18 protein-coding genes are annotated in these 20,010 nt (G+C 54.8%); 4 read left to right on the forward strand and 14 right to left on the reverse strand.

The genetic code is table 11. From position 1 onward, the window contains the following. Positions 1-422 precede the first annotated feature (422 nt). The 7 genes from mglC to AC1MDE_RS21100 all read right to left on the reverse strand — a co-directional run bounded on the left by mglC (position 423) and on the right by AC1MDE_RS21100 (position 8,658). Entirely contained in the window at positions 423-1,433 is a 1,011-nt protein-coding gene (gene mglC, locus AC1MDE_RS21070; protein WP_034824905.1) for a galactose/methyl galactoside ABC transporter permease MglC, read from the reverse strand. An 18-nt stretch (positions 1,434-1,451) separates the two neighbouring features. Next, positions 1,452-2,972 carry a galactose/methyl galactoside ABC transporter ATP-binding protein MglA gene (gene mglA / locus AC1MDE_RS21075; protein ID WP_034824907.1) on the reverse strand — a complete coding sequence of 507 codons (1,521 nt, stop codon included), beginning with the start codon at positions 2,970-2,972 and terminating at the stop codon, positions 1,452-1,454. Positions 2,973-3,042: 70 nt separating this feature from the next. After that, positions 3,043-4,038, reverse strand: a complete 996-nt coding sequence (gene mglB / locus AC1MDE_RS21080; RefSeq protein WP_034824919.1) for a galactose/glucose ABC transporter substrate-binding protein MglB — start codon at positions 4,036-4,038, stop codon at positions 3,043-3,045. Positions 4,039-4,342: 304 nt separating this feature from the next. After that, positions 4,343-5,383, reverse strand: coding sequence for an HTH-type transcriptional regulator GalS (galS, locus tag AC1MDE_RS21085; RefSeq protein WP_058962270.1), 1,041 nt, complete (start codon positions 5,381-5,383; stop codon positions 4,343-4,345). 141 nt (positions 5,384-5,524) lie between these two features. After that, the gene (gene yeiB / locus AC1MDE_RS21090) at positions 5,525-6,685 is read right to left on the reverse strand and encodes a DUF418 domain-containing protein YeiB (RefSeq protein WP_058962269.1); all 1,161 of its coding nucleotides are present in this window, start codon (positions 6,683-6,685) and stop codon (positions 5,525-5,527) included. 51 nt (positions 6,686-6,736) lie between these two features. After that, complete coding sequence (gene folE, locus AC1MDE_RS21095) at positions 6,737-7,402, reverse strand: GTP cyclohydrolase I FolE (protein WP_034824925.1); 666 nt, start codon at positions 7,400-7,402, stop codon at positions 6,737-6,739. A 125-nt stretch (positions 7,403-7,527) separates the two neighbouring features. Beyond that, complete coding sequence (locus tag AC1MDE_RS21100; RefSeq protein WP_480345061.1) at positions 7,528-8,658, reverse strand: YbfB/YjiJ family MFS transporter; 1,131 nt, start codon at positions 8,656-8,658, stop codon at positions 7,528-7,530. Positions 8,659-8,762: 104 nt separating this feature from the next. On the opposite strand from AC1MDE_RS21100, the gene ptrR reads away from it, so the two are divergent. From ptrR to fghA, 3 genes are read left to right on the forward strand one after another with little or no spacing between them, the layout of a single operon-like run. Further along, complete coding sequence (ptrR, locus tag AC1MDE_RS21105; protein ID WP_038645851.1) at positions 8,763-9,674, forward strand: putrescine utilization regulator PtrR; 912 nt, start codon at positions 8,763-8,765, stop codon at positions 9,672-9,674. A gap of 46 nt (positions 9,675-9,720) precedes the next feature. Then, positions 9,721-10,845 (forward strand): S-(hydroxymethyl)glutathione dehydrogenase/class III alcohol dehydrogenase, encoded by a 1,125-nt coding sequence (locus AC1MDE_RS21110; protein WP_034824931.1) that lies wholly within the window; start codon positions 9,721-9,723, stop codon positions 10,843-10,845. A gap of 12 nt (positions 10,846-10,857) precedes the next feature. Continuing rightward, on the forward strand, positions 10,858-11,700 hold the full coding sequence (gene fghA / locus AC1MDE_RS21115) for an S-formylglutathione hydrolase (protein WP_058962266.1): 843 nt from the start codon (positions 10,858-10,860) through the stop codon (positions 11,698-11,700). Between the two features lie 142 nt (positions 11,701-11,842). On the opposite strand, the gene AC1MDE_RS21120 is transcribed toward fghA, so the two are convergent. The 6 genes from AC1MDE_RS21120 to AC1MDE_RS21145 form a co-directional block, all read right to left on the reverse strand. Continuing rightward, complete coding sequence (locus tag AC1MDE_RS21120; protein WP_034824935.1) at positions 11,843-12,631, reverse strand: ABC transporter ATP-binding protein; 789 nt, start codon at positions 12,629-12,631, stop codon at positions 11,843-11,845. Next, entirely contained in the window at positions 12,631-13,710 is a 1,080-nt protein-coding gene (locus tag AC1MDE_RS21125) for a FecCD family ABC transporter permease (protein WP_034824944.1), read from the reverse strand. The genes AC1MDE_RS21120 and AC1MDE_RS21125 overlap by 1 nt, the downstream gene beginning before the upstream one ends. A 173-nt stretch (positions 13,711-13,883) precedes the next feature. Then, positions 13,884-15,350, reverse strand: coding sequence for an amino acid permease (locus AC1MDE_RS21130; RefSeq protein WP_479414445.1), 1,467 nt, complete (start codon positions 15,348-15,350; stop codon positions 13,884-13,886). Between the two features lie 137 nt (positions 15,351-15,487). After that, the gene (yieE, locus tag AC1MDE_RS21135) at positions 15,488-16,354 is read right to left on the reverse strand and encodes a DNA-binding transcriptional regulator YeiE (protein ID WP_058962264.1); all 867 of its coding nucleotides are present in this window, start codon (positions 16,352-16,354) and stop codon (positions 15,488-15,490) included. 9 nt (positions 16,355-16,363) lie between these two features. Further along, a complete protein-coding gene (locus AC1MDE_RS21140; protein ID WP_058962263.1) occupies positions 16,364-16,741 on the reverse strand; it encodes a YkvA family protein in 378 nt (125 codons plus the stop codon). A gap of 120 nt (positions 16,742-16,861) precedes the next feature. Beyond that, a complete protein-coding gene (locus tag AC1MDE_RS21145; protein ID WP_058962262.1) occupies positions 16,862-17,179 on the reverse strand; it encodes a hypothetical protein in 318 nt (105 codons plus the stop codon). Positions 17,180-17,408: 229 nt separating this feature from the next. On the opposite strand from AC1MDE_RS21145, the gene nfo reads away from it, so the two are divergent. Then, on the forward strand, positions 17,409-18,254 hold the full coding sequence (gene nfo, locus AC1MDE_RS21150; RefSeq protein WP_038649994.1) for a deoxyribonuclease IV: 846 nt from the start codon (positions 17,409-17,411) through the stop codon (positions 18,252-18,254). Between the two features lie 51 nt (positions 18,255-18,305). On the opposite strand, the gene fruA is transcribed toward nfo, so the two are convergent. After that, positions 18,306-20,000, reverse strand: coding sequence for a PTS fructose transporter subunit IIBC (gene fruA / locus AC1MDE_RS21155; RefSeq protein ID WP_058962260.1), 1,695 nt, complete (start codon positions 19,998-20,000; stop codon positions 18,306-18,308). Positions 20,001-20,010: the final 10 nt, after the last annotated feature.

The following is a 20,010-nucleotide window of genomic DNA, read 5'->3' on the forward strand; positions in this document are numbered from 1 at the left end:
GGGCGCAACCCTTGGGTCCAAAAAACCTATGCTGCCTCAAAGGCCATTCGCTAAAGCCGCATATTTGTAAAAAATCGGGCACAACGTTTGAGGCCATAGCCCCTCTGCTGCTGCAAGGGCTATCCACAGCGCTGAGGCTTTTACGTTGGGCCAGGAGATCCACGCAGGGATGCGTGGATCAGTTCGGGGCCGACCAGGGATGGTCGATCCCCGAACGGTCCGTCGGCACGACGTGGAAGCCGAAGGCACCGCGTCAGCGGCGCGAGGACTGCCCGGCAGCAGCAGAGGGGCTGGGGCCCGCACCGCACCCGCCCTTAGCCCTTAGCCCTTAGCCCTTAGCCCTTAGCAGTTTGCACAAATAAAAAAGGCCACCATTCATAAAATGGCAGCCTTTTGCAGTGATGTGTTGCTGTGTGTCAGTCTTATTTTTTACGTGCGTACTTCAGAGAATCCAGGGCTACAGCGAAGATGATAATGCCGCCCTTGATAATGTACTGCCAGTAAGGGTTCACGCCGATGTAGGTCAAACCGTAGTTGATAACGGTGAAGATGATCACACCGGTCACCACGCCCGCAACTGTACCCACACCACCCGCAAATGACACGCCGCCAACCACACAGGCCGCAATCGCATCCAGCTCATACATAAAGCCGAGGTTGTTGGTGGCACTGCCGATACGGCCTGCTTCCAGCATCCCGCCGAAGGCGTAGAACACGCCTGACAGCGCATACACCAGAATCAGGTTCAGCGGCACGTTAACGCCTGAAACACGCGCGGCTTCCGGGTTACCGCCGATGGCAAAGATGTTCTTACCGAAGCGCGTTTTATTCCACAGAATCCACACGAAGATAATGGCAATAAACGCGTAGAAGGTGATGAATGACAGCTTGAAATCACCGAAACGGAAGAAGCCCTGAGCAAAGGTCGAGAAGCCCGCGTCAAAACCGGCCACCGGTGATGCGCCAACAAAGTCGTAATACAGCGAGTTAATGCCGTAAACGATAATCATGGTGCCCAACGTGGTGATAAATGGCGTCACTTTCAGATAAGCGATGATCACGCCGTTCACCAGGCCAATCACACCACCGATAATGCACACGGTCAGGATAACCAGTGGAATCGGTACGGTATCCAGGTGTGGGAACACCTTATTGGCGTTATCCATGGATTGCAGCAAGGTCGCCGCAACCACCGCGGCCAGACCGACCTGGCGCCCGGCTGACAGGTCAGTACCCTGCGTCACGATCAATCCGGCCACGCCCAGTGCAATAATAATACGCACTGAAGATTGGGTCAGAATGTTACTCAGGTTCATCAAACTTAAAAACGTCGGGTCCTGGAAAATAATAATTGCCAGCAGTACCAACAGGACAACGTAAATGCCGCCCTCTTTTAACCAGGTTAGCGCATTCTTTTTAGTAGTCGCTTTCATGTTAAAGCCCTTGCTTCATTAAAGGTGTAATGACGCTAAACGCAGGATTTCATTCTGCGAGGTCGTTTTGGTCTCGACAATGCCCGCTACCAGGCCATTACTCATCACTAAAATACGATCGGTAATCCCCAGCAATTCTGGCATTTCAGAAGAGATAATAATGATGCCCTTCTCTTTCTTCGCCAACTCAGAAATTAACTGATAAATTTCGAACTTAGCACCAACGTCAATACCGCGCGTCGGTTCATCCAGCATCAGAATTTCCGGCTGGGTTAATAACCAGCGACCAATAATAACCTTCTGCTGGTTACCACCGGAAAGCGAACCAATTTGCGTATGATGACCTGGCGTTTTCACGCGCATTGAATCAATCACCCACTGGGTATCACTCTTCATGCGCTTATTATCAAGTAAGCCCATGCTGGATTTGTATTTTTTAATATTGGAAATAAGCGAGTTAAAACCAATATCCAGATAAGCATAAATCCCGGTTGAACGACGTTCTTCCGTCACCAGCGCAAAACCGTGGTTAATCGCTTCATTGGCACTGTGGTTATTAATCGCTTTACCGTGCAGCTTAATGGTGCCGCCTGACTTCTCGCGAATACCAAACAGCGTCTCAACGATGTCAGTACGTTTAGCGCCCACCAATCCGGCGATGCCTAAAATCTCACCTTTGCGCAGGTCGAAGGAAATATCGCGAATCGACGGCTGACGCAGCGAGGTTAAATGGCGCACCTCAAGAATAGTTTCGCCCGGCACGTTGGTCTTATCCGGGAAACGCTGGTTCAGTGAACGACCGACCATCATGGCGATGATCTTGTCCATATCCAGCCCTTCCAGCGGCTGGGTGGCAATCCACTGTCCATCACGCAAAATCGTAATCTCATCACACAGTTGGAAAATCTCTTCCATCTTGTGTGAGATATACACAATACCGCAGCCACGGTCTTTCAGCTTACGGATAATAGTGAACAAGTGATTCACTTCTTTTTCGGTCAGCGACGATGTTGGCTCATCCATGATGACGATTTTCGCGTCATAGGAAAATGCCTTGGCAATTTCAATCATCTGCATTTGCGAAACAGACAGATTAGCCACTTTATCGCGTGGATCGATATCAATATCTAATTCGTCAAAGATCGCTTTGGTATCGCGATACATTTTATCCTGATCAACAAACACGCCTTTACGTGGATAGCGGCCAAGCCACATGTTATCCATCACGTTGCGTTGTAAAACCAGGTTTAATTCCTGATGCACCATTGAAACGCCATTCTCCAGCGCTTCTTTGGAACTTTTATAATCAATTTCTTCACCCTGAAACAGGATGCTCCCCGTATCCTTTTTATAAATACCAAACAGGCATTTTAATAATGTGGATTTTCCGGCGCCGTTTTCGCCCATTAAGGCATGGACGGAGTGCGGCCGCACTTTCAAATTCACATTATCTAAGGCTTTCACCCCTGGAAATGATTTCGAGACATTCGTCATCTCCAGCAGATATTCACGCTGTGCGGTCGGATTCTCACTGGCCATAATTTACCTGGCTAAATAAAACGTGGGTCAGATGCAATAAGGCGCGGCGTGCTGCCGCGCCCGGTACGTATTACTTCACAAACTGAGACAGGTTTTCTTTATCTACTGGTACGTAAGGAACACGTACGATTTTGTTTTCCATCTTGAAGTTAGTACCGGCGGTTGGCTCTTTGCCATCGGCCAGGTTCTTCGCGATATCAATGGTGGCTTTCGCCTGGTTTTCCGCATCGTTCAGCACGGTACCGGCCATCGCACCGGATTTCACCAGTGCCAGCGCTTCTGGCAGCGCATCCACACCAAACACCGGAATGCTGGTTTTGTTGTGCGCTTTCAGGGCTTCTACTGCGCCCATTGCCATCGCATCGTTGTTGGCGATGATCACTTCAATTTTGTTGCCGTTCGGGCCAGACAGCCAGGCGTCAACTTTGTCTTTTGCCTGTGCGGTGTCCCACATCGCGGTATCCATCGCCAGCTGCTGAGTTTTGAAACCATCGGTGTTCAGGGTTTCGATCACGTATTTGGTACGTGCTTCAGCATCCGGGTGGCCCGGCTCACCTTTCAGCAAAGCAAACTGAATCTGACCATCTTTGTTCAGATCCCAGGCTGGGGTGGCTTTCCAGTGCTTCTCAATCAGTTTGGCCTGGATGATGCCTGACTCTTTAGAGTCGGTACCCACGTAGTAGGCTTTCGGGTAGCTGGCCAGTACTTTGGCATTCGGCTCTTTGTTGAAGAACACCACTGGCACATCATTCGCTTTCGCTTTGTCGATCACCACTGCCGCAGCAGCAGGGTCAACCAGGTTGATCGCCAGCGCTTTCACGCCTTTGGCCATCAGTACGTCAATCTGGTCGTTCTGGGTGGACTGGCTGTTCTGCGAGTCATTCATCAGCAGTTGGATGCCGCCCAATTTTTTGGCTTCGCTGTCGATGTCCTTGCGAACCATAGACATAAAGTTGTCGTCGTATTTATAAATTGTCACGCCAATGCGGGTATCGGCGGCGTGCGCAGTTGCACCAAACATCATGCTGGCAACCAGTGCTGTGAGCGTGAAAACCTTCTTATTCATGGTATCTCCGGTTTTTTATGTAGGGCATATCATCGCGCTGTGCTGCCTGCGGGCAACCAGCGCAGTCGGTTCAAACTCATTTATGGGGCGGACGCGTAACGCAAAGCCGGGCCACCATCGCTATCCTGACTTCCCTGTACGTAAACGCTTCCTGAAAAGTGTTGTGAACTATTTCAATCGGCTACTGAAACCTGACCGGAGAAGGAGAACCCGGCGTTACATGATGTTTCAGTCCGGTAAGACGCTGCCATCATAGTGAGCGCCTTGTTAATTAACTGTGAATGTAATCACAGATTGGAAACGGTTACACAGCGCTATCGCCCGAATTAGTGACCGACTCCACAATTTGCCGCTGAGCAACGGAATGGCGGCGCACCAGAGTCGGCATAAAGCAGTGTGTGGCGTCGGGATCGAGTTCGCCCGCTGCGCCTTTTAAGGCCAACTCTGTGGCTAATTTAGCCATAGAAACAATAGGATAGCGCACGGTAGTGAGTTGCGGATCGGTGTAACGCGAAATGGGAATATCATCAAAGCCGATGACGGAGAAGTGCTGTGGCACCTGAATGCCATTATCTTTCAATGCGGTCAGCGCACCGGCGGCCATACCGTCACAGTAAGAGAAGATGGCGGTTAAATGCAGGTTACGGCCCAGTAACTCCACCATTGCTGCTTCCCCGCCCTGCATGTCCGGTTCGCCATGGGCAATCCAGGACTCCTGCGAGCGAATCCCCTGCTCTGACAAGGCTTGCAGCCAGCCTTCACGCCGTTGCGTCACATCTTCAATCGGGTGGCTGGAGCTGAGATAACCAATGCGTTGATGTCCCTGTTGTAACAACATGCGCGTTGCCATCAGAGATCCCGTTACATTATCCAGGCAGACGCAACGATGTTCATACCCGGGAATAGTCCGGTTTATCAACACCATACCTGGAACCTGATCCATAAACTGAGTTAGTTCAGCGTCTGAAAGCGTTTTCGCGTGGACCACTAAAGCGTTACATCGTTGACGGATCAGCACCTCAATGGCATGGCGCTCTTTCTCTTCCTGATGCCAGGAATTGCTGATTAACACGTGTTTGTGCACGCGCTGCGCCACGGTATCCACCGCTTTGACCAGCGCACCAAAGAAGGGATCGGATACGTCCATCACCACCACGCCGATGGTGTCACTGACCTGGGTGGCCAGTGCCTGCGCATTGGCATTGGGGCGATAACCTAACGCCTCCACCGCCTGGAGTACGGCTTCACGGGTATCAGAGGTGACTGCACTGCTGTTATTGAGCACACGCGACACGGTGGCTACTGATACACCGGCCTGACGGGCGACATCTCGAATCGTTATCATGCAGCTGTTCCACAGAGGAGAAAATGCGCGACAAGCGCGTAACGGCGCTATTTTGTCAGGGCATTTTATTCAGCTGCGTGAATCACGTCACACGGATGAAAACGGTTACATACAAATCTGCAACCTTTGTGATGAACATCATTATCTGATGCGGGAGGAAGGTTCCGTTTTGCCGGCGGCGAGACGTGTCAGTTTGCGCCAAATCCACTCCATCGGGCCCTGCGGGAAAAAGCGCAGCCAGAGTACTGAAAACAGGATATTGACCAACCAGATAGCCGGGACCAGTGCCAGCAGATGCAGGCGATCAAACTTGAGGAACAGATTGAAGCGATAAAACAGCGTGGTGCAGATCAGCGTCTGTAACAGGTAGTTGCTGAGTGCCATGCGGCCAACGCATTGCAGCGCATAACTGAAGCGCGTGGCACCGATTTGCGGCCAGAAGCCAAAACAGAGCGCCGCATAGCCGAGGCTGATAAACGGGCTGGCGAGATCGCGCGGCACCTGCAGTAAGAAGCCGCTCCAGCGGAACTCCCAGTCCAGTAACCATTGCGCCACTATGCCTGGAATGGCTATCAGCCAGCCGATCGTCAGCAGCAGCGCGGCCGAGCGACGATAGTGCTGCACGCTGAACTCGCCTTTCAGCCAGCCGCTGCGCATCAACGCCGCGCCAATCAGCATCAGTCCCGCCAGCTGCCAGCCGTACTGCGCGGCCAACGCCATCAAGCCGGATGAAAGATGGTCGAGGCGGTTCTGAATCGCTTCCCAGCCGCCGACCAGTTTCCAGTAGCTTTCATACTCAATATCGGCAGCACCCGGCAGCCACGAACGACCCGGTTCCGGGCTGGAAATGCCCCAAAACACCAGCAGTACGCCGCAACCGATCAGGTAAAGCAACACGCCAGTTTGCAACAGAGCTTTGTCCGAAGGCACTTCACGCAGCATCCGCCAGATAATCAGCCCGGTCAGACCGTAATCCAGCAGGATATCCCCTTCCCAGAAGAAGATGCTGTGAATAAAACCCAGCAGCACCAGCAACGTCAGGCGCGCCGACATCCAGCGACTGCCACGCGGGATCTGCAGATAAAGGCCACCGCCAAACAACAGCGCAAACAGCGTGAGGAATTTCAGTTGCGCGAGGCCATCCATGATCGCCCAGGTCCAGGCATCAGAAAGCGAGATAGTGCCCTGCCACGCCGGATTGAGATAGGCAGCCGATGGCAAGCCAAAACCCACGATATTGAGCAGCAGAATGCCGAGAATGGCGCAACCACGAATGAAATCCAGCGCAAGATAGCGTTGCATCGAGTGACCTGACGGAAAGAGAAAACGGGCGGCAATAAGCCGCCCAAAGGATTAGCTGTGGCGCACCGCGCGTAAGAACTCCTGGCGCGTATTCTGGCTGGACTTGAACAGGCCACCCAGTGATGTGGTGGTGGTGGCGCTGGTGGCATCTTTCACGCCACGCGCTTTCACGCAGTAGTGCACCGCATCAATCGACACCGCCACGTTGTTGGTGCCAAGCAAAGTTTGCAGCGCCACCAGCACTTGCTGGGTTAAGCGCTCTTGCACCTGTGGACGCTGGGCAAAGAACTGCACGATGCGGTTGATCTTCGACAGACCAATCACCTTCTCTTTCGGGATATAAGCGACGGTGGCTTTACCGTCGATAATCACGAAGTGGTGCTCACAGGTGCTGGTCAGGGTGATATCACGCACGGTGACCATCTCATCCACCTTCATCTTGTTTTCGATGACGGTGATTTTCGGGAAGTTGGCGTAATCGAGGCCTGAGAAGATCTCGTCCACGTACATCTTGGCGATGCGATGTGGCGTCTCCATCAGGCTGTCATCTTCCAGATCCAGATTCAGCAGCTGCATGATTTGGGTCATATGACCGGCGATTTCACGCTTGCGGGTTTCGTCATCCATCTCGCGCACCGGGGCGCGTAACGGCGTTTCCAGGCCACGCGCCAGCAGCGCTTCGTGAACCAGGGCGGCTTCCTGACTTAAGGTGCTCATCGTACTCTTTCTCCGGCAGGTGATGCGCCCGCAGATCGTCGCCTGCGGGGGAAATTCTGAGCGCGTATTGTGAAACACAACGCGCGCGTAATCCAGCAATCAATCCAATCGGAGATGAAAGCTTTTCATGGTGCCGAACGGCGTAACACCAGTAAGCCCGCCAGAATCAGTGCGACACCCGCTACCCACAAGGCAAGATCGAGGCGGTGCCACAGCAAACTGGAGATCCATGACAGCAGCGGCCCACCCAACTGACCGACTGCGTAGCCGGTGGTCAGCAGACCGGCCAGATAGCGCGCGTGATGCGGCGCCAGCTCACGGCCGTATTGCAGCGTCAGCTGTACCACGCATAAGAATCCGCCGCCAACTAACAGCGCGCTAATCAACAGCCCATCCAGCCCTGGCAGGACAATTGCGGAGATCACGCCCAAAGCCTGCGCCCAGAGCACCACTGCCAGCCGCAGATGGCTGCTGCCCCAGCGCCGCGTCAAAATGCCGAGCACAATGCCGATCACCGCCGCACCGCCAAACACCGGCCAGACAAACTGCGCCAGCGCACTGTCCGGGAAACGCGCGGCGGTCATCTGCGATAAGAAGGTTGCGGGCAGAATGTAACCAAAACCGGCGAGACTGTAGCTCAGTACCAGGCGTTTCAGGTTACCGTTGAGCACCAGCGGCGCAGGCGCCTGATCGGGACGATGTAACTGTCCCGTGCGCGGTAAAAAACGCGCAATGGCGGCGATGAACAGCAGCGCCAGCAAACCATAAGCCGCCCAGCCCAGTGCCGCGCTGGCACCGCTGGCATGCAGCGCCACCGCCAGCATTCCGCTGATGAAAATCCCGGTGCCGGGCCCGGCAAACACCGCCGCCGACAAGCCTGGCCGTCCATGATGCAGCAGTTGCTCATTACTCCACGCAGCGATCAGCACCATGGCCCAACCGCTGGCACCGCCAATCACAAAGCGGATCAAACCGTGCAGCCACGGCCCACTGACGCAGGCAGAGAGCAGCGTCAGGATCACCGCGCCCCACACGCCAGCCTGCAGCCGCCATTCGACACGCTTATGCGCGCGCATGGCATCAAAGGAGCCACACAGATAACCGAGATAGTTGAGCGCCGCCACCAGACTGGCGCTGGTCAGAGTCAACTGATGGTCCTGAATCATCAATGGTACCTGCGGGGTGAAAGCAAATCGCCCAATCCCCATCGCAACCACTAAACTTAAAAACGCGCTCAGCGCGACACGAAACGCCATTCCCACTCCCGTTCAGATTCTTTTAGCACTTGTTATTAGCATGCATGACGATTACACTCACGAAAAGTGAATAATATTAACCAAGTTGTTTACGGAAAGAGAATATGGATTTAGTACAACTCCGCATGTTCTGTTCTGTGGCTGAAACCGGTTCGCTGGCGCGCGCCGCGGAGCTATTGCATCGCGTGCCTTCTAATCTCACCACTCGTCTGCGCCAGCTGGAAGAAGAGATTGGCGTCGACCTGTTTATCCGTGAGAAGCAGCGTATTCGATTGTCGCCAATGGGCCACAATTTCCTGAATTATGCTCAGCGTATCCTTAGCCTGAGCGATGAGGCGCTGAATATGGCACGTGCCGGAGAACCGGGCGGGAACTTTGCTTTTGGTTCGATGGAGAGCACCGCCGCGACCCGTCTGCCTGGTCTGCTGGCGGCTTATCATCAACGATTTCCCAATGTGGCGCTATCGCTGGTCACCGGCACCTCGGGCGATATCATCGATAAAGTGCGCGCCGGTACGCTGGCGGCCGCGCTGGTGGATGGCCCAGCCACTCATGACGACCTCAACGGCTGCATCGCCTTTCGCGAGGAGATGGTGCTGATCACCAGTCTTGATCACGACCCGATTACCAGCGCCCGCGACACGCAGCATGACACGCTGTTTGCCTTTGGTAACAGCTGTTCGTATCGCACCAAACTGGAGTCCTGGTATCGCGAAAGCCAGACCTCACCGAAAAGCGTGATGGAGATTCAGTCTTACCACGCGATGGTGGCGTGTGTGGCAGGCGGTGCGGGCGTGGCTATGATTCCGGCGTCTGTCCTGACGCAGATGCCCGGCCGCGCGCGCGTGCAGGAGCATGCATTGCCACCCGCTTATCGCGATACCGCCACCTGGCTGATGTGGCGCCGCGATGCCTTCACGCCCAACGTGGAAGCGCTGAAGTATTTGATTATTGAAATGTTTGATGACCGCCCACTCAACGATGAGTTGCTGCATCCGCTGCAAACCGCTGAGTGAGTTTTTAATTTTAAGTAAATCACGACATCTGAAGAAGAGGGATTGCATGAACATGATTAAAACCCGCGCTGCCGTTGCCTGGGCAGCGGGCGAACCGCTGAAAATCGAAGAAGTGGATCTGATGCCACCACAAAAAGGTGAAGTGTTAGTGCGCATCGTCGCCACCGGCGTGTGCCACACCGATGCTTACACCCTGTCCGGTAAAGATCCGGAAGGCGTGTTCCCGGCGATCCTCGGTCACGAAGGCGGCGGCGTGGTGGAAGCGGTAGGCGAAGGCGTCACCAGCGTGGCGGTCGGCGATCACGTGATCCCGCTTTACACTCCAGAGTGCGGCAAATGTAAGTTCTGTCTGTCAGGCAAAACTAACCTGTGCCAGGCGATCCGCTCCACCCAGGGTAAAGGTTTGATGCCAGATGGCACCACCCGTTTCTTTAAAGACGGCAAGCCAATTTTCCACTACATGGGGACTTCAACGTTCTCTGAGTACACCGTGGTACCGGAAATCTCACTGGCGGTGATCAGCAAAGAAGCGCCTCTGGAAGAAGTGTGCCTGCTGGGCTGCGGCGTGACCACCGGCATGGGCGCCGTGATGAATACCGCCAAAGTCAAAGAAGGCGATACCGTGGCGATCTTCGGCCTCGGCGGTATTGGTTTGTCGGCGATCATCGGTGCGAAAATGGCGAAAGCCGGTCGCATCATCGGTATCGACCTGAACACCAGCAAATTCGATCTGGCGCGCAAACTGGGGGCTACCGATCTGATCAACCCGAAAGATTACGATAAGCCGATTCAGGATGTGATCGTTGAGCTGACCGACGGCGGCGTGGACTTCTCCTTTGAGTGCATCGGTAACGTGAACGTGATGCGTTCCGCGCTGGAATGCTGCCACAAGGGCTGGGGCGAGTCAGTGATTATCGGCGTAGCCGGTGCCGGTGAAGAAATTTCCACGCGTCCGTTCCAGTTAGTGACCGGTCGCGTATGGCGCGGTTCGGCGTTTGGTGGCGTGAAAGGCCGTACCCAACTGCCGGGCATCGTGCAGGATTATCTGGACGGTAAGTTCGCGCTGAACGATTTCATCACGCACACCATGCCGCTGGAAGAGATTAACGAAGCCTTTGATCTGATGCACGAAGGGAAATCTATTCGTTCGGTCGTGCATTTTAACAAGTAAAAAGGAGGCGTTATGGCATCCACTCTGGAACTGCTGGAAGAACATCGTATCTTCGGCGGCTGGCAGCAGCGCTGGCGGCATCAGTCGGCGGTGCTGAACTGCCCGATGACCTTCAGCATTTTCCTGCCGCCACCGCAGGATGACACGCCGCCGCCGGTGGTATGGTTTCTCGCCGGACTGACCTGTACCGACGAGAACTTCACCACCAAAGCCGGTGCGCAGCGTGTTGCCGCTGAGTTGGGTCTGGTGCTGATTATGCCGGATACCAGCCCGCGCGGTGACGAAGTGGCCAACGACAGCGGCTACGATCTTGGTCAGGGCGCAGGTTTTTACCTCAACGCCACGCAGCAGCCCTGGGCGGCGCACTATCGTATGTTCGATTATCTCAGCGAGGAGTTGCCGGCCCTGGTGGCGGACAACTTCAAAGTGAGCGATCGTCAGTCGGTAATGGGCCATTCAATGGGTGGACATGGCGCGCTGGTATTGGCGTTGCGTCAGGGTGGACGTTTTGCTTCGGCATCCGCGTTCGCTCCAATCGTCAATCCAACCGAAGTGCCGTGGGGACAAAAAGCCTTCACCGCCTATCTGGGTGAAGATCGCCAGACCTGGCGCGAGTGGGACAGTTGCCTGCTGATGCGTGAAGTGGAACAGCGCTTACCGATTCTGATCGATCAGGGTGATAGCGATCAGTTCCTCGCCGATCAGCTTCGTCCGGATCGCCTCGAAGCGGTAGCGCGTGAGCAAGGTTTTCCGCTGGAGCTGCGCGTGCAGCCGGGCTATGACCACAGCTACTTCTTTATTGCCAGCTTTGTCGAGGACCATCTGCGGTTCCACGCGAAGCATCTGTTGGTGTAGTTCACGTCAGTTGATGTGGAGACAGTAAGGGCGCACCATGTGCGCCCTTTTTTGGCTATGGCTGACTGTGATTGGCTAAAAGCCGCATCAACATTCATCCTCAGCCTCTCTTGATGTTGAGCTTAAGCGTCTTTTGCGAGGTTTAAGCCAGCGATTCCGCCACCAGCCCATCGATCATCACCTGCGGCATGCCCTGCGAGCAGTGTTCAATACGCCCGCGTACGCCATACACCTGCGCCAATGTGTCCGGCGTGATCACCTGCGACGGCTCGCCGTCAGCCAGCAAGGTGCCCTCTTTCAGCATCAACGCGTGATCGGCATGACGCAGTGCAATGTTGATATCATGCACCACGACCACAGTCACAATATTGCGCAGACGGGTTTCGCGACGTACTAAATCCATCACATGGAACTGGTAATTAAGATCGAGCGCACTCAGCGGTTCATCCAGCAGCAGCAGTTCCGGACGGCGAATCAGCGATTGCGCCAGACCCACCAGCTGTTTCTGCCCACCTGATAACTGGTCCAGATAACGCATCGCTAAGTGGGCAATGCCCAGCTGTTCCAGCAGATGCATAATCTCGGCTTCACTTGATGCGCTGTGTAAGCCACCGGACGCTCGCTGCGCCACGATGATTGACTCCAGCACATGCAGATGCACGCCCGCCGGCAAACTTTGCGGCAGATACACCACGCGCTGGGCACGACGGGCAAACGGCTGTGACATCAGCTCTTCGCCATTCAACCACAGTTCGCCCTGCCCTTTGCTCAGGCCCGCCAGCGCGCGCAGCAAGGTAGACTTACCGCAGCCGTTAGGTCCAAGTAGTACGGTGATTTTGCCGCGTGGCAGCATCGGCACGTTGAGATCTTCAATGACTTTACGCTTCGGATAACCGGCGTAGAAATGGCTGAGACCTAATCCCTGTTCCATTACACCGTCCCCCGATGACGCAGAATAATACTCAGGAAGAATGGCACGCCAACCAGTGAAGTGACGATACCCACCGGAATGATCACGCCTGGAATAAGGTTCTTCGACGCTACCGAGGCCAGTGATAGCACCAGTGCACCGACCAACGCACTGGCCGGCAGATAGTAGCGATGATCTTCACCAAACATCATACGAGCGATGTGCGGTGCCACCAGACCAATAAAGCCAATCGGCCCGACAAAAGCCACCGCCAGCGCGGAGAGAATACTGATGCGCAGTAGCGTCGCCAGACGCAAGCGGCGCACATCAATGCCGAAACTCACGGCACGATCTTCACCCAGGCGCAGCGCGGTCAGTTTCCAGCTGCTGAGCATCGAGAACGGGATCAGGATGGCGAAAGCCGCCGTGAGCACGCCGAGTTTTTCCCACGAAGCGCGCGCCAGGCTGCCCATGGTCCAGAACACCAGGCCCTGCAAGGTATCTTCACTGGCGATAAACTGCATCATCGAGACCAGCGCGTTGAAGGTAAACACCAGCGCGATGCCAAACAGCACCACGCCCGACGTTGACACTTTGGTCCAGCGCGTCACGCCATCCAGCATCAGTGCGGCAAACAGCGCAAACACAAAGGCGTTCGCCGAGATAAACCACTGGTCTGGCACACCGGGAATACCGATGCCGAGAATAATGGCCAGCGCCGCGCCGAAGGCGGCCGCTGAAGAGACGCCGAGCGTAAACGGACTCGCCAACGGGTTATTGAGGATAGTTTGCATCTCAGCTCCCGCCAGACCCAGCGAAAAGCCGACGACGACAGCCATCAACGCATAAGGTAAGCGGATATCCCAGACGATCACGCGCGTGCCCGCATCCACCGCATCAGGATGGGTGAGCGTTTGCCACAGGGTGTCGAGGGAGAGCCCAGCCGGGCCAAGCGTGAAATCAAGAATTACTGACGCCAGTATTGCCAGCACCAGTACGCCAATCAGCATCAGGCGCTGACGTAACACCTGACGATAACGCGTCATGGTATCGGCTTCGCGGTTATTTTCCGCCAGCAGCGCGGAATCCGTGGTCTGCATTGTTCTACCTGTTTCTTATCGAAATCATAACGGCAGCCACAATAGTGCAGGTGATAATAATTATCAATTATATCTGTATGACAAAGCCCAAAACGTTGTAACACGGTTCATCTTTGTCAAAAAAAACGCCGCTAGCCAAAGGCAGCGGCGTTATGTCATCCACGTTTAACGCATTACTCTTTAAACGTCGGGAATTCCATTTCGCTGTACTTCACAAAGCGCGAGCCACGTGCCAGCTTGTAACCGAGCCAAATCAGCAGGAACAGCGGAATGCCGATGTAGGTCGCCGCCACGCCATACCAGTCAATGCGGTCCGCCAGAAACGCCTGGTAGTTCTGACCCAGTGTAATAATCAGGCACAGCACGAAGGCGAAAATCGGACCGAGCGGGAAGAAGCCGGAACGGTATGGCAGAGCCGCTAAATCATGCCCTTGCGCCACGTAGCCGCGACGGAAGCGATAGTGGCTAATCGCAATACCCAGCCAGGCGATAAAGCCGGTCATGCCTGAGGTATTCAGCAACCACAGATAGACTTCCTGGTTGCCGAACTTCGAGCTCAGGAAGCACAAACCCGCTACCACGGTGGTGGCAATCAGGGCATTACGCGGCACACCGCCTTTAGACAGTTTGGCAAAAATACGTGGGGCTTTGCCTTCCTGCGCCAGGTTGAACAGCATGCGCGTTGAAGCGTACATGCCTGAGTTACCCGCTGACAGCACCGCCGTCAGGATCACCGCGTTCATCACTGCCGCTGCCGACAGTAATCCGGCATTCTGGAACACCAGCGTGAACGGGCTGATGGCGATATCGGTGACATCGTTATGCAGCAGTTTCGGATCGGTATACGGCAAAATCAGGCTGATAATCAGAATCGCAAAGATATAGAACAGCAGAATACGCCAGAACACCTGACGCACGGCGCGTGGAATATTTTTCGCGGGATCCTGTGATTCACCGGCTGCGATGCCGATCAACTCTGTACCCTGGAACGAGAAGCCGACAATCATCGCCACGCCAATCATCGCGGCAAAACCGCCGGCAAAAGGTGCGTCGCCCTCGGTCCAGTTATGCCAGCCGGCGTTTTCTGCACCGCGCATAATGCCGACGATCATCAGCACACCCACCACGATAAAGATGATGACGGTGGCAACTTTGATCAGCGAGAACCAGTATTCCGCTTCGCCGAAGCCTTTGACGGAAATGTAGTTAAGCAGGAACATCAAACCAAGAAACAGCGCGCTCCAGATCCAGCCCGGCGTATCCGGGAACCAGTAGTTCATCACCAGTTGCGAGGCGACGAGATCAACGGCGATGGTGACCGCCCAGTTGTACCAGTAGTTCCAGCCCAGCGCGAAGCCGAAACCTTCTTCAACGTATTTAGAGCCGTAGGTGGCGAAGGAGCCAGAAACCGGCATAAACGCCGCCAGTTCGCCAAGGCTGGTCATCAGGAAGTAAACCATCAGGCCAATCAGCGCGTAAGAAAGTAATGCGCCACCGGGGCCTGCCTGAGAAATGGTGGCACCCGAGGCGACAAACAGGCCGGTGCCAATGGAACCGCCGATGGCGATCATGGTGAGATGGCGCGCTTTTAGTTCACGGCGCAGCCCAGGTTGTTGTGTTGTTTTTGAGTCATTATGCATGTGTAAACGCTATGCTGGATAAAAATAAGGCGCGATTGTAGCAGCTAACCCCAGGCTGTATAGCATTCACGTCGGGTTATTAGTTACCTTCATAATCGGCGCGAAATTATTAGCCGTTTACGTTATGACAGCCGCGATTACTCGCGGCAATAGGAGAGAAATCGACTTAGCGCTTTCGACAAATGCTTCTGCCGATGATGAATGCGATACAGCGTGCGCGTCAGACGTGGTAACGGCACAGCCACTTCCACCAGCGTGCCCGCCTCCAGCAGATCGCTGATCACCCGGCGCGATAAACAGCTGATGCCCATGCCGTGACGCACCGCATGTTTGATTGCCTCAGAATTGCCCAGCTCCATGCCGAGTTGAAACTGCGGCAGGTGAGACAACAGCAGGTAATCAACAATTTCACGCGTGCCCGAACCGCGCTCACGCAGGATCCAGGGGGCGGCCGCCAGTGATGCCAGCGTGATCGGCTGTTGCAGGATCTCAGCATCAGGCGCGGCAAACACCACCAGTTCATCTTCCAGCCATGCTTCGCTAACGATATCCGGCTCGTGGCACGGCCCTTCAATCAGGCCGATATCCACACGGAAATCCGCCACTGCATTAATCGCATCCTGGCTGTTGCCGACGCTCAGTTCGAGCGGCAGCGTGGGGAAGTCACGACGATAGGCGGCGATCATCCCCGGCAGCAGATAGTTGCCGATGGTGCTACTGGCAAACAGACGAATGGCGCCATTATCCTCTTTAAACAGCTGTTCGATCTCGCTGGCCTGTTCCAGCAATCCGACCGCGCGTGGATAGAGCAAACGACCATGCTCGTTCAGGGCCAGTCGTTTGCCGACACGATCAAACAGTTGCACTCCGAGCTGGTTTTCCAAATCGGCCAGCGCCGCACTGACCGCAGACTGCGACAGTGCCAGTACCTGCGAGGCCTGGGTGGTTGAACCGCTTTTCAACACTTCGGTAAAGACTTCAATCTGACGCAGCGTGATATGCATGCGCCCTCCTCACATTGCGTAACGCTTCACAAGATAAGCCACCACCGCTAACCAGACGATCACCGTCAGGAAGAATCCTGCCCAGCTGACAATCTTTTTGCCGCGTGCCCGCTGGACATCAGCCCGTTCTGCGCTGCTGATGCGAATTTCACGCGGGAGCAAACGCAGCAGGATGATCACACCCAGCGGGACGATGATGGCGTCGTCGAGTAAGCCGATAATGGGAATGAAATCAGGAATGAGATCGACGGGGCTGAGTGCATAGGCGACAATGCCAAATGCCAGCAGCTTAAACCACCAGGGGGTACGCGGATCGCGGCAGGCAAACCACAGCGTGAGCACATCGCGTTTAATTAAGCGTGCCCAGCGGCGCAAGCGCTTCAACATCCCGACTCTTCCTTATTAGTTATACTGGTCAATGGACAATATATTACCAATTTAACTTTTAAACCAGTCAGGTATATACGCAGGCAAGCAGCCGCCAGGAGATTGGCGGCGGAGTGTGTGTCAGGCTTTCATACCGATCAGTTCTTCCAGTTCTGTGTCACAGGCCGTGAACTCATCGGTAATGGTGCGAATCAACCAGTCCTGATAGCCAAAGTTTTCCCGGCGGGAATAGAGGCATTCAGAGCGGTACAACTTTTTCGGATCGCTGTTATTGACCCCATAACGATAAAAATGGACCAGCGAGTTGTCGCTATCGGGCACGGCGAGCGTGAAGCCGACAGCGCCATGACCATTATAAAAAAGGGTCACTGCATTGGTTTTACCTAAAGTTAATTTATGGATTACGTTGAATTTTTCATGCTGTAAAGCGGTATCCAAAGTACTTCTATAAGCTGTTTTCATGGTTATAGTTAAAAGTTTCTAATTTGTTAAACTATAGTTAACCAGAAAAAAAGCGCACCTGCTAACTTTGGTAGGTGTGTTCATCTTTTGGATAAGTGTTTACCCGTGCCGTTTTTCTCCCCACGAGCGATGCAACATTTCATGGCGGTAGCGCATCCGCTATGATGTGCCCTTTGCAGCAGCAATCGCCAACCAGGAGAGCGGCATGAAATATATCGGCGCACACGTCAGTGCATCAGGCGGCGTAGACCAGGCAGTTATCCGTGCCCACGAACTCGAAGCCACAGCCTTTGCGCTGTTCACCAAAAATCAGCGCCAGTGGAAAGCCGCCCCGCTTTCAGGTGAAGTGATTGATGCCTTCAAAACCGCCTGTGAGAAATACAACTTCACTTCCGCGCAGATTTTGCCGCATGACAGCTACCTGATTAACCTTGGCCATCCGGTGATGGATGCGCTGGAGAAATCCCGAGAGGCGTTTCTTGATGAGATGCAGCGCGCCGAGCAATTGGGGCTGACATTGCTGAATTTCCACCCTGGCAGCCATTTGAAGCAGATTGAAGAAGAGGCGTGCCTGAAGCGTATCGCCGAATCGATCAATATCGCGCTGGATCAGACCCACAACGTGGTGGCAGTGATTGAGAATACCGCCGGTCAGGGTAGCAATCTCGGTTTCCGTTTCGAACACCTCGCCACCATTATCGAGCACGTCGAAGATAAATCACGCGTCGGTGTATGTATCGATACCTGCCATGCGTTTGCTGGCGGCTACGATCTGCGGACAGAAGAAGCCTGCGTGGAGACTTTTGCGGAATTTGAACGCATTGTCGGTTTCCAGTTCCTGCGCGGCATGCACCTGAATGACGCCAAAAGCACGCTCGGCAGCCGCGTGGATCGCCATCACAGCTTAGGTGAAGGCAACATTGGCAAGACGGTGTTTAGCTGGCTGATGAAGGATAAGCGCTTTGATGGCATCCCGATGATTCTGGAAACCATCAATCCGGATATCTGGAAAGATGAGATTGCGTGGCTGAAGTCGGAACAACAGGCTTAAAACAGACAGCAAAAAGGGAGCCGCAGCTCCCTTTTTCTTATCCCGTGAAAATTACGCGGCTTTCGCCAGCTCTTCTTCCGGACGTTTCAGAATCGCGTAACCGAGGCCAGCCACTGCGGTACCAATCACAATCGACATCAGGTAACCCAGCACCGGGGTGATTGCACCTGGAATCAGCAGTACAAACAGACCACCGTGAGGTGCCATCAGTTTCGCGCCAACCAACATGGATACCGCGCCAGTGATTGCACCGCCGACGATGCAGCAAGGCAGCACACGCATAGGATCACGCGCCGCAAACGGAATTGCACCTTCAGAGATGAAGCACAAGCCGAGCACCAGTGCCGCTTTGCCCCCTTCCTGCTGACCTTTGTTGAACTTACGACGTGCAACAATTGTTGCCAGGCCCATCGCTAACGGTGGCACCATACCGGCGGCCATGATCGCGGCCATCGGCGCATAGGTTTGCGAACTCAGCAGGCCAACACCGAAGGCGTACGCCACTTTGTTCACCGGACCACCCATGTCGGTACACATCATGCCACCAAGGATCGCGCCCAGCAGTACCGCATTGGCGGTGCCCATGTTCGCCAGCCAGTGCGTCAGACCGCTCATGATGCCCGCAACAGGTTTACCCACCACGTAAATCATCAGCAGGCCGGTAATCAAACTCGCTACCAGCGGAATGATCAGGATTGGTTTTAACGCTTCCATACTTTGCGGCAGTTTAACTTTGCTGCTCAGCATCTTAGCGGCGTAACCGGCAATGAAACCGGCGATGATACCGCCAAGGAAACCGGCGTTAATGCTAGTGGCGATCATACCGCCAATCAGACCCGGAGTCAGACCCGGACGGTCGGCAATCGAGAAAGCAATAAAGCCGGCCAGTACCGGTACCATCAGCGCGAAGGCACTGCCGCCACCGATCTGCATCAGCGCAGCCGCTAAGGTACCCTGCTCTTTAAATGCGGTGATACCAAAGGCAAAGGAGAGCGCGATGCTCAAACCACCCGCTACAACCATCGGCAGCATGTAGGACACGCCGGTCAGCAGGTGACGATAAGCACCGGCTTTCTCTTTGCTGTCGCTTTGCGTGCTGGCAGACGCGTTGCCGCTCGGTTGATAGGTTTTGGCTTCAACCTGCGCTTTATCCAGTTCCTGCGCGGTTTTCTTCAGCGCGAGGCTGGTTGAGGTGCGATACATCGGCTTGCCAGCAAACTTCGCCAGGTCCACATCGATATCCGCCGCCACGATCACCAGATCGGCCGCCGCCACCTCTTCAGGGGTGATGGCATTGCCGGCACCCACGGAACCGCGAGTTTCCACTTTCACCCACCAGCCACGCTTGGTCGCTTCTGCCTGAATCGCCTCAGCCGCCATAAAGGTGTGCGCTACGCCGGTTGGGCAAGCGGTAACCGCGACAATGCGTTTCTGACCGGTGCTCTGAGCGGCAGCTGGAGCAGTAACCGCCGCGGCAGCCTGCCAGACTTTGGCACTGGCTTTAGCCTGATTAATGGCCGCCAGCGGATCGCGCAGCGCCTGCTGCACATCGACCAGCGCCACGGATTTGCCTGCCAGTTGTGCATCGTTCGGCACAGCATGGCCAGCAACCAATACCAGTTCAGCATCGGCCGCGTTGTCAGTCAGCGTCAGGCCAGCCTGTGCTGCGGTTGCGCGCAGACGTTCTAAAGCCAGATGTCCTGATGCCAGTCCCAGTGAAGAATCTTTTATCAGCAGCGTTTTCATTATCGCTCTC

The sequence above is a fragment of the Pantoea folii genome (assembly GCF_056678875.1).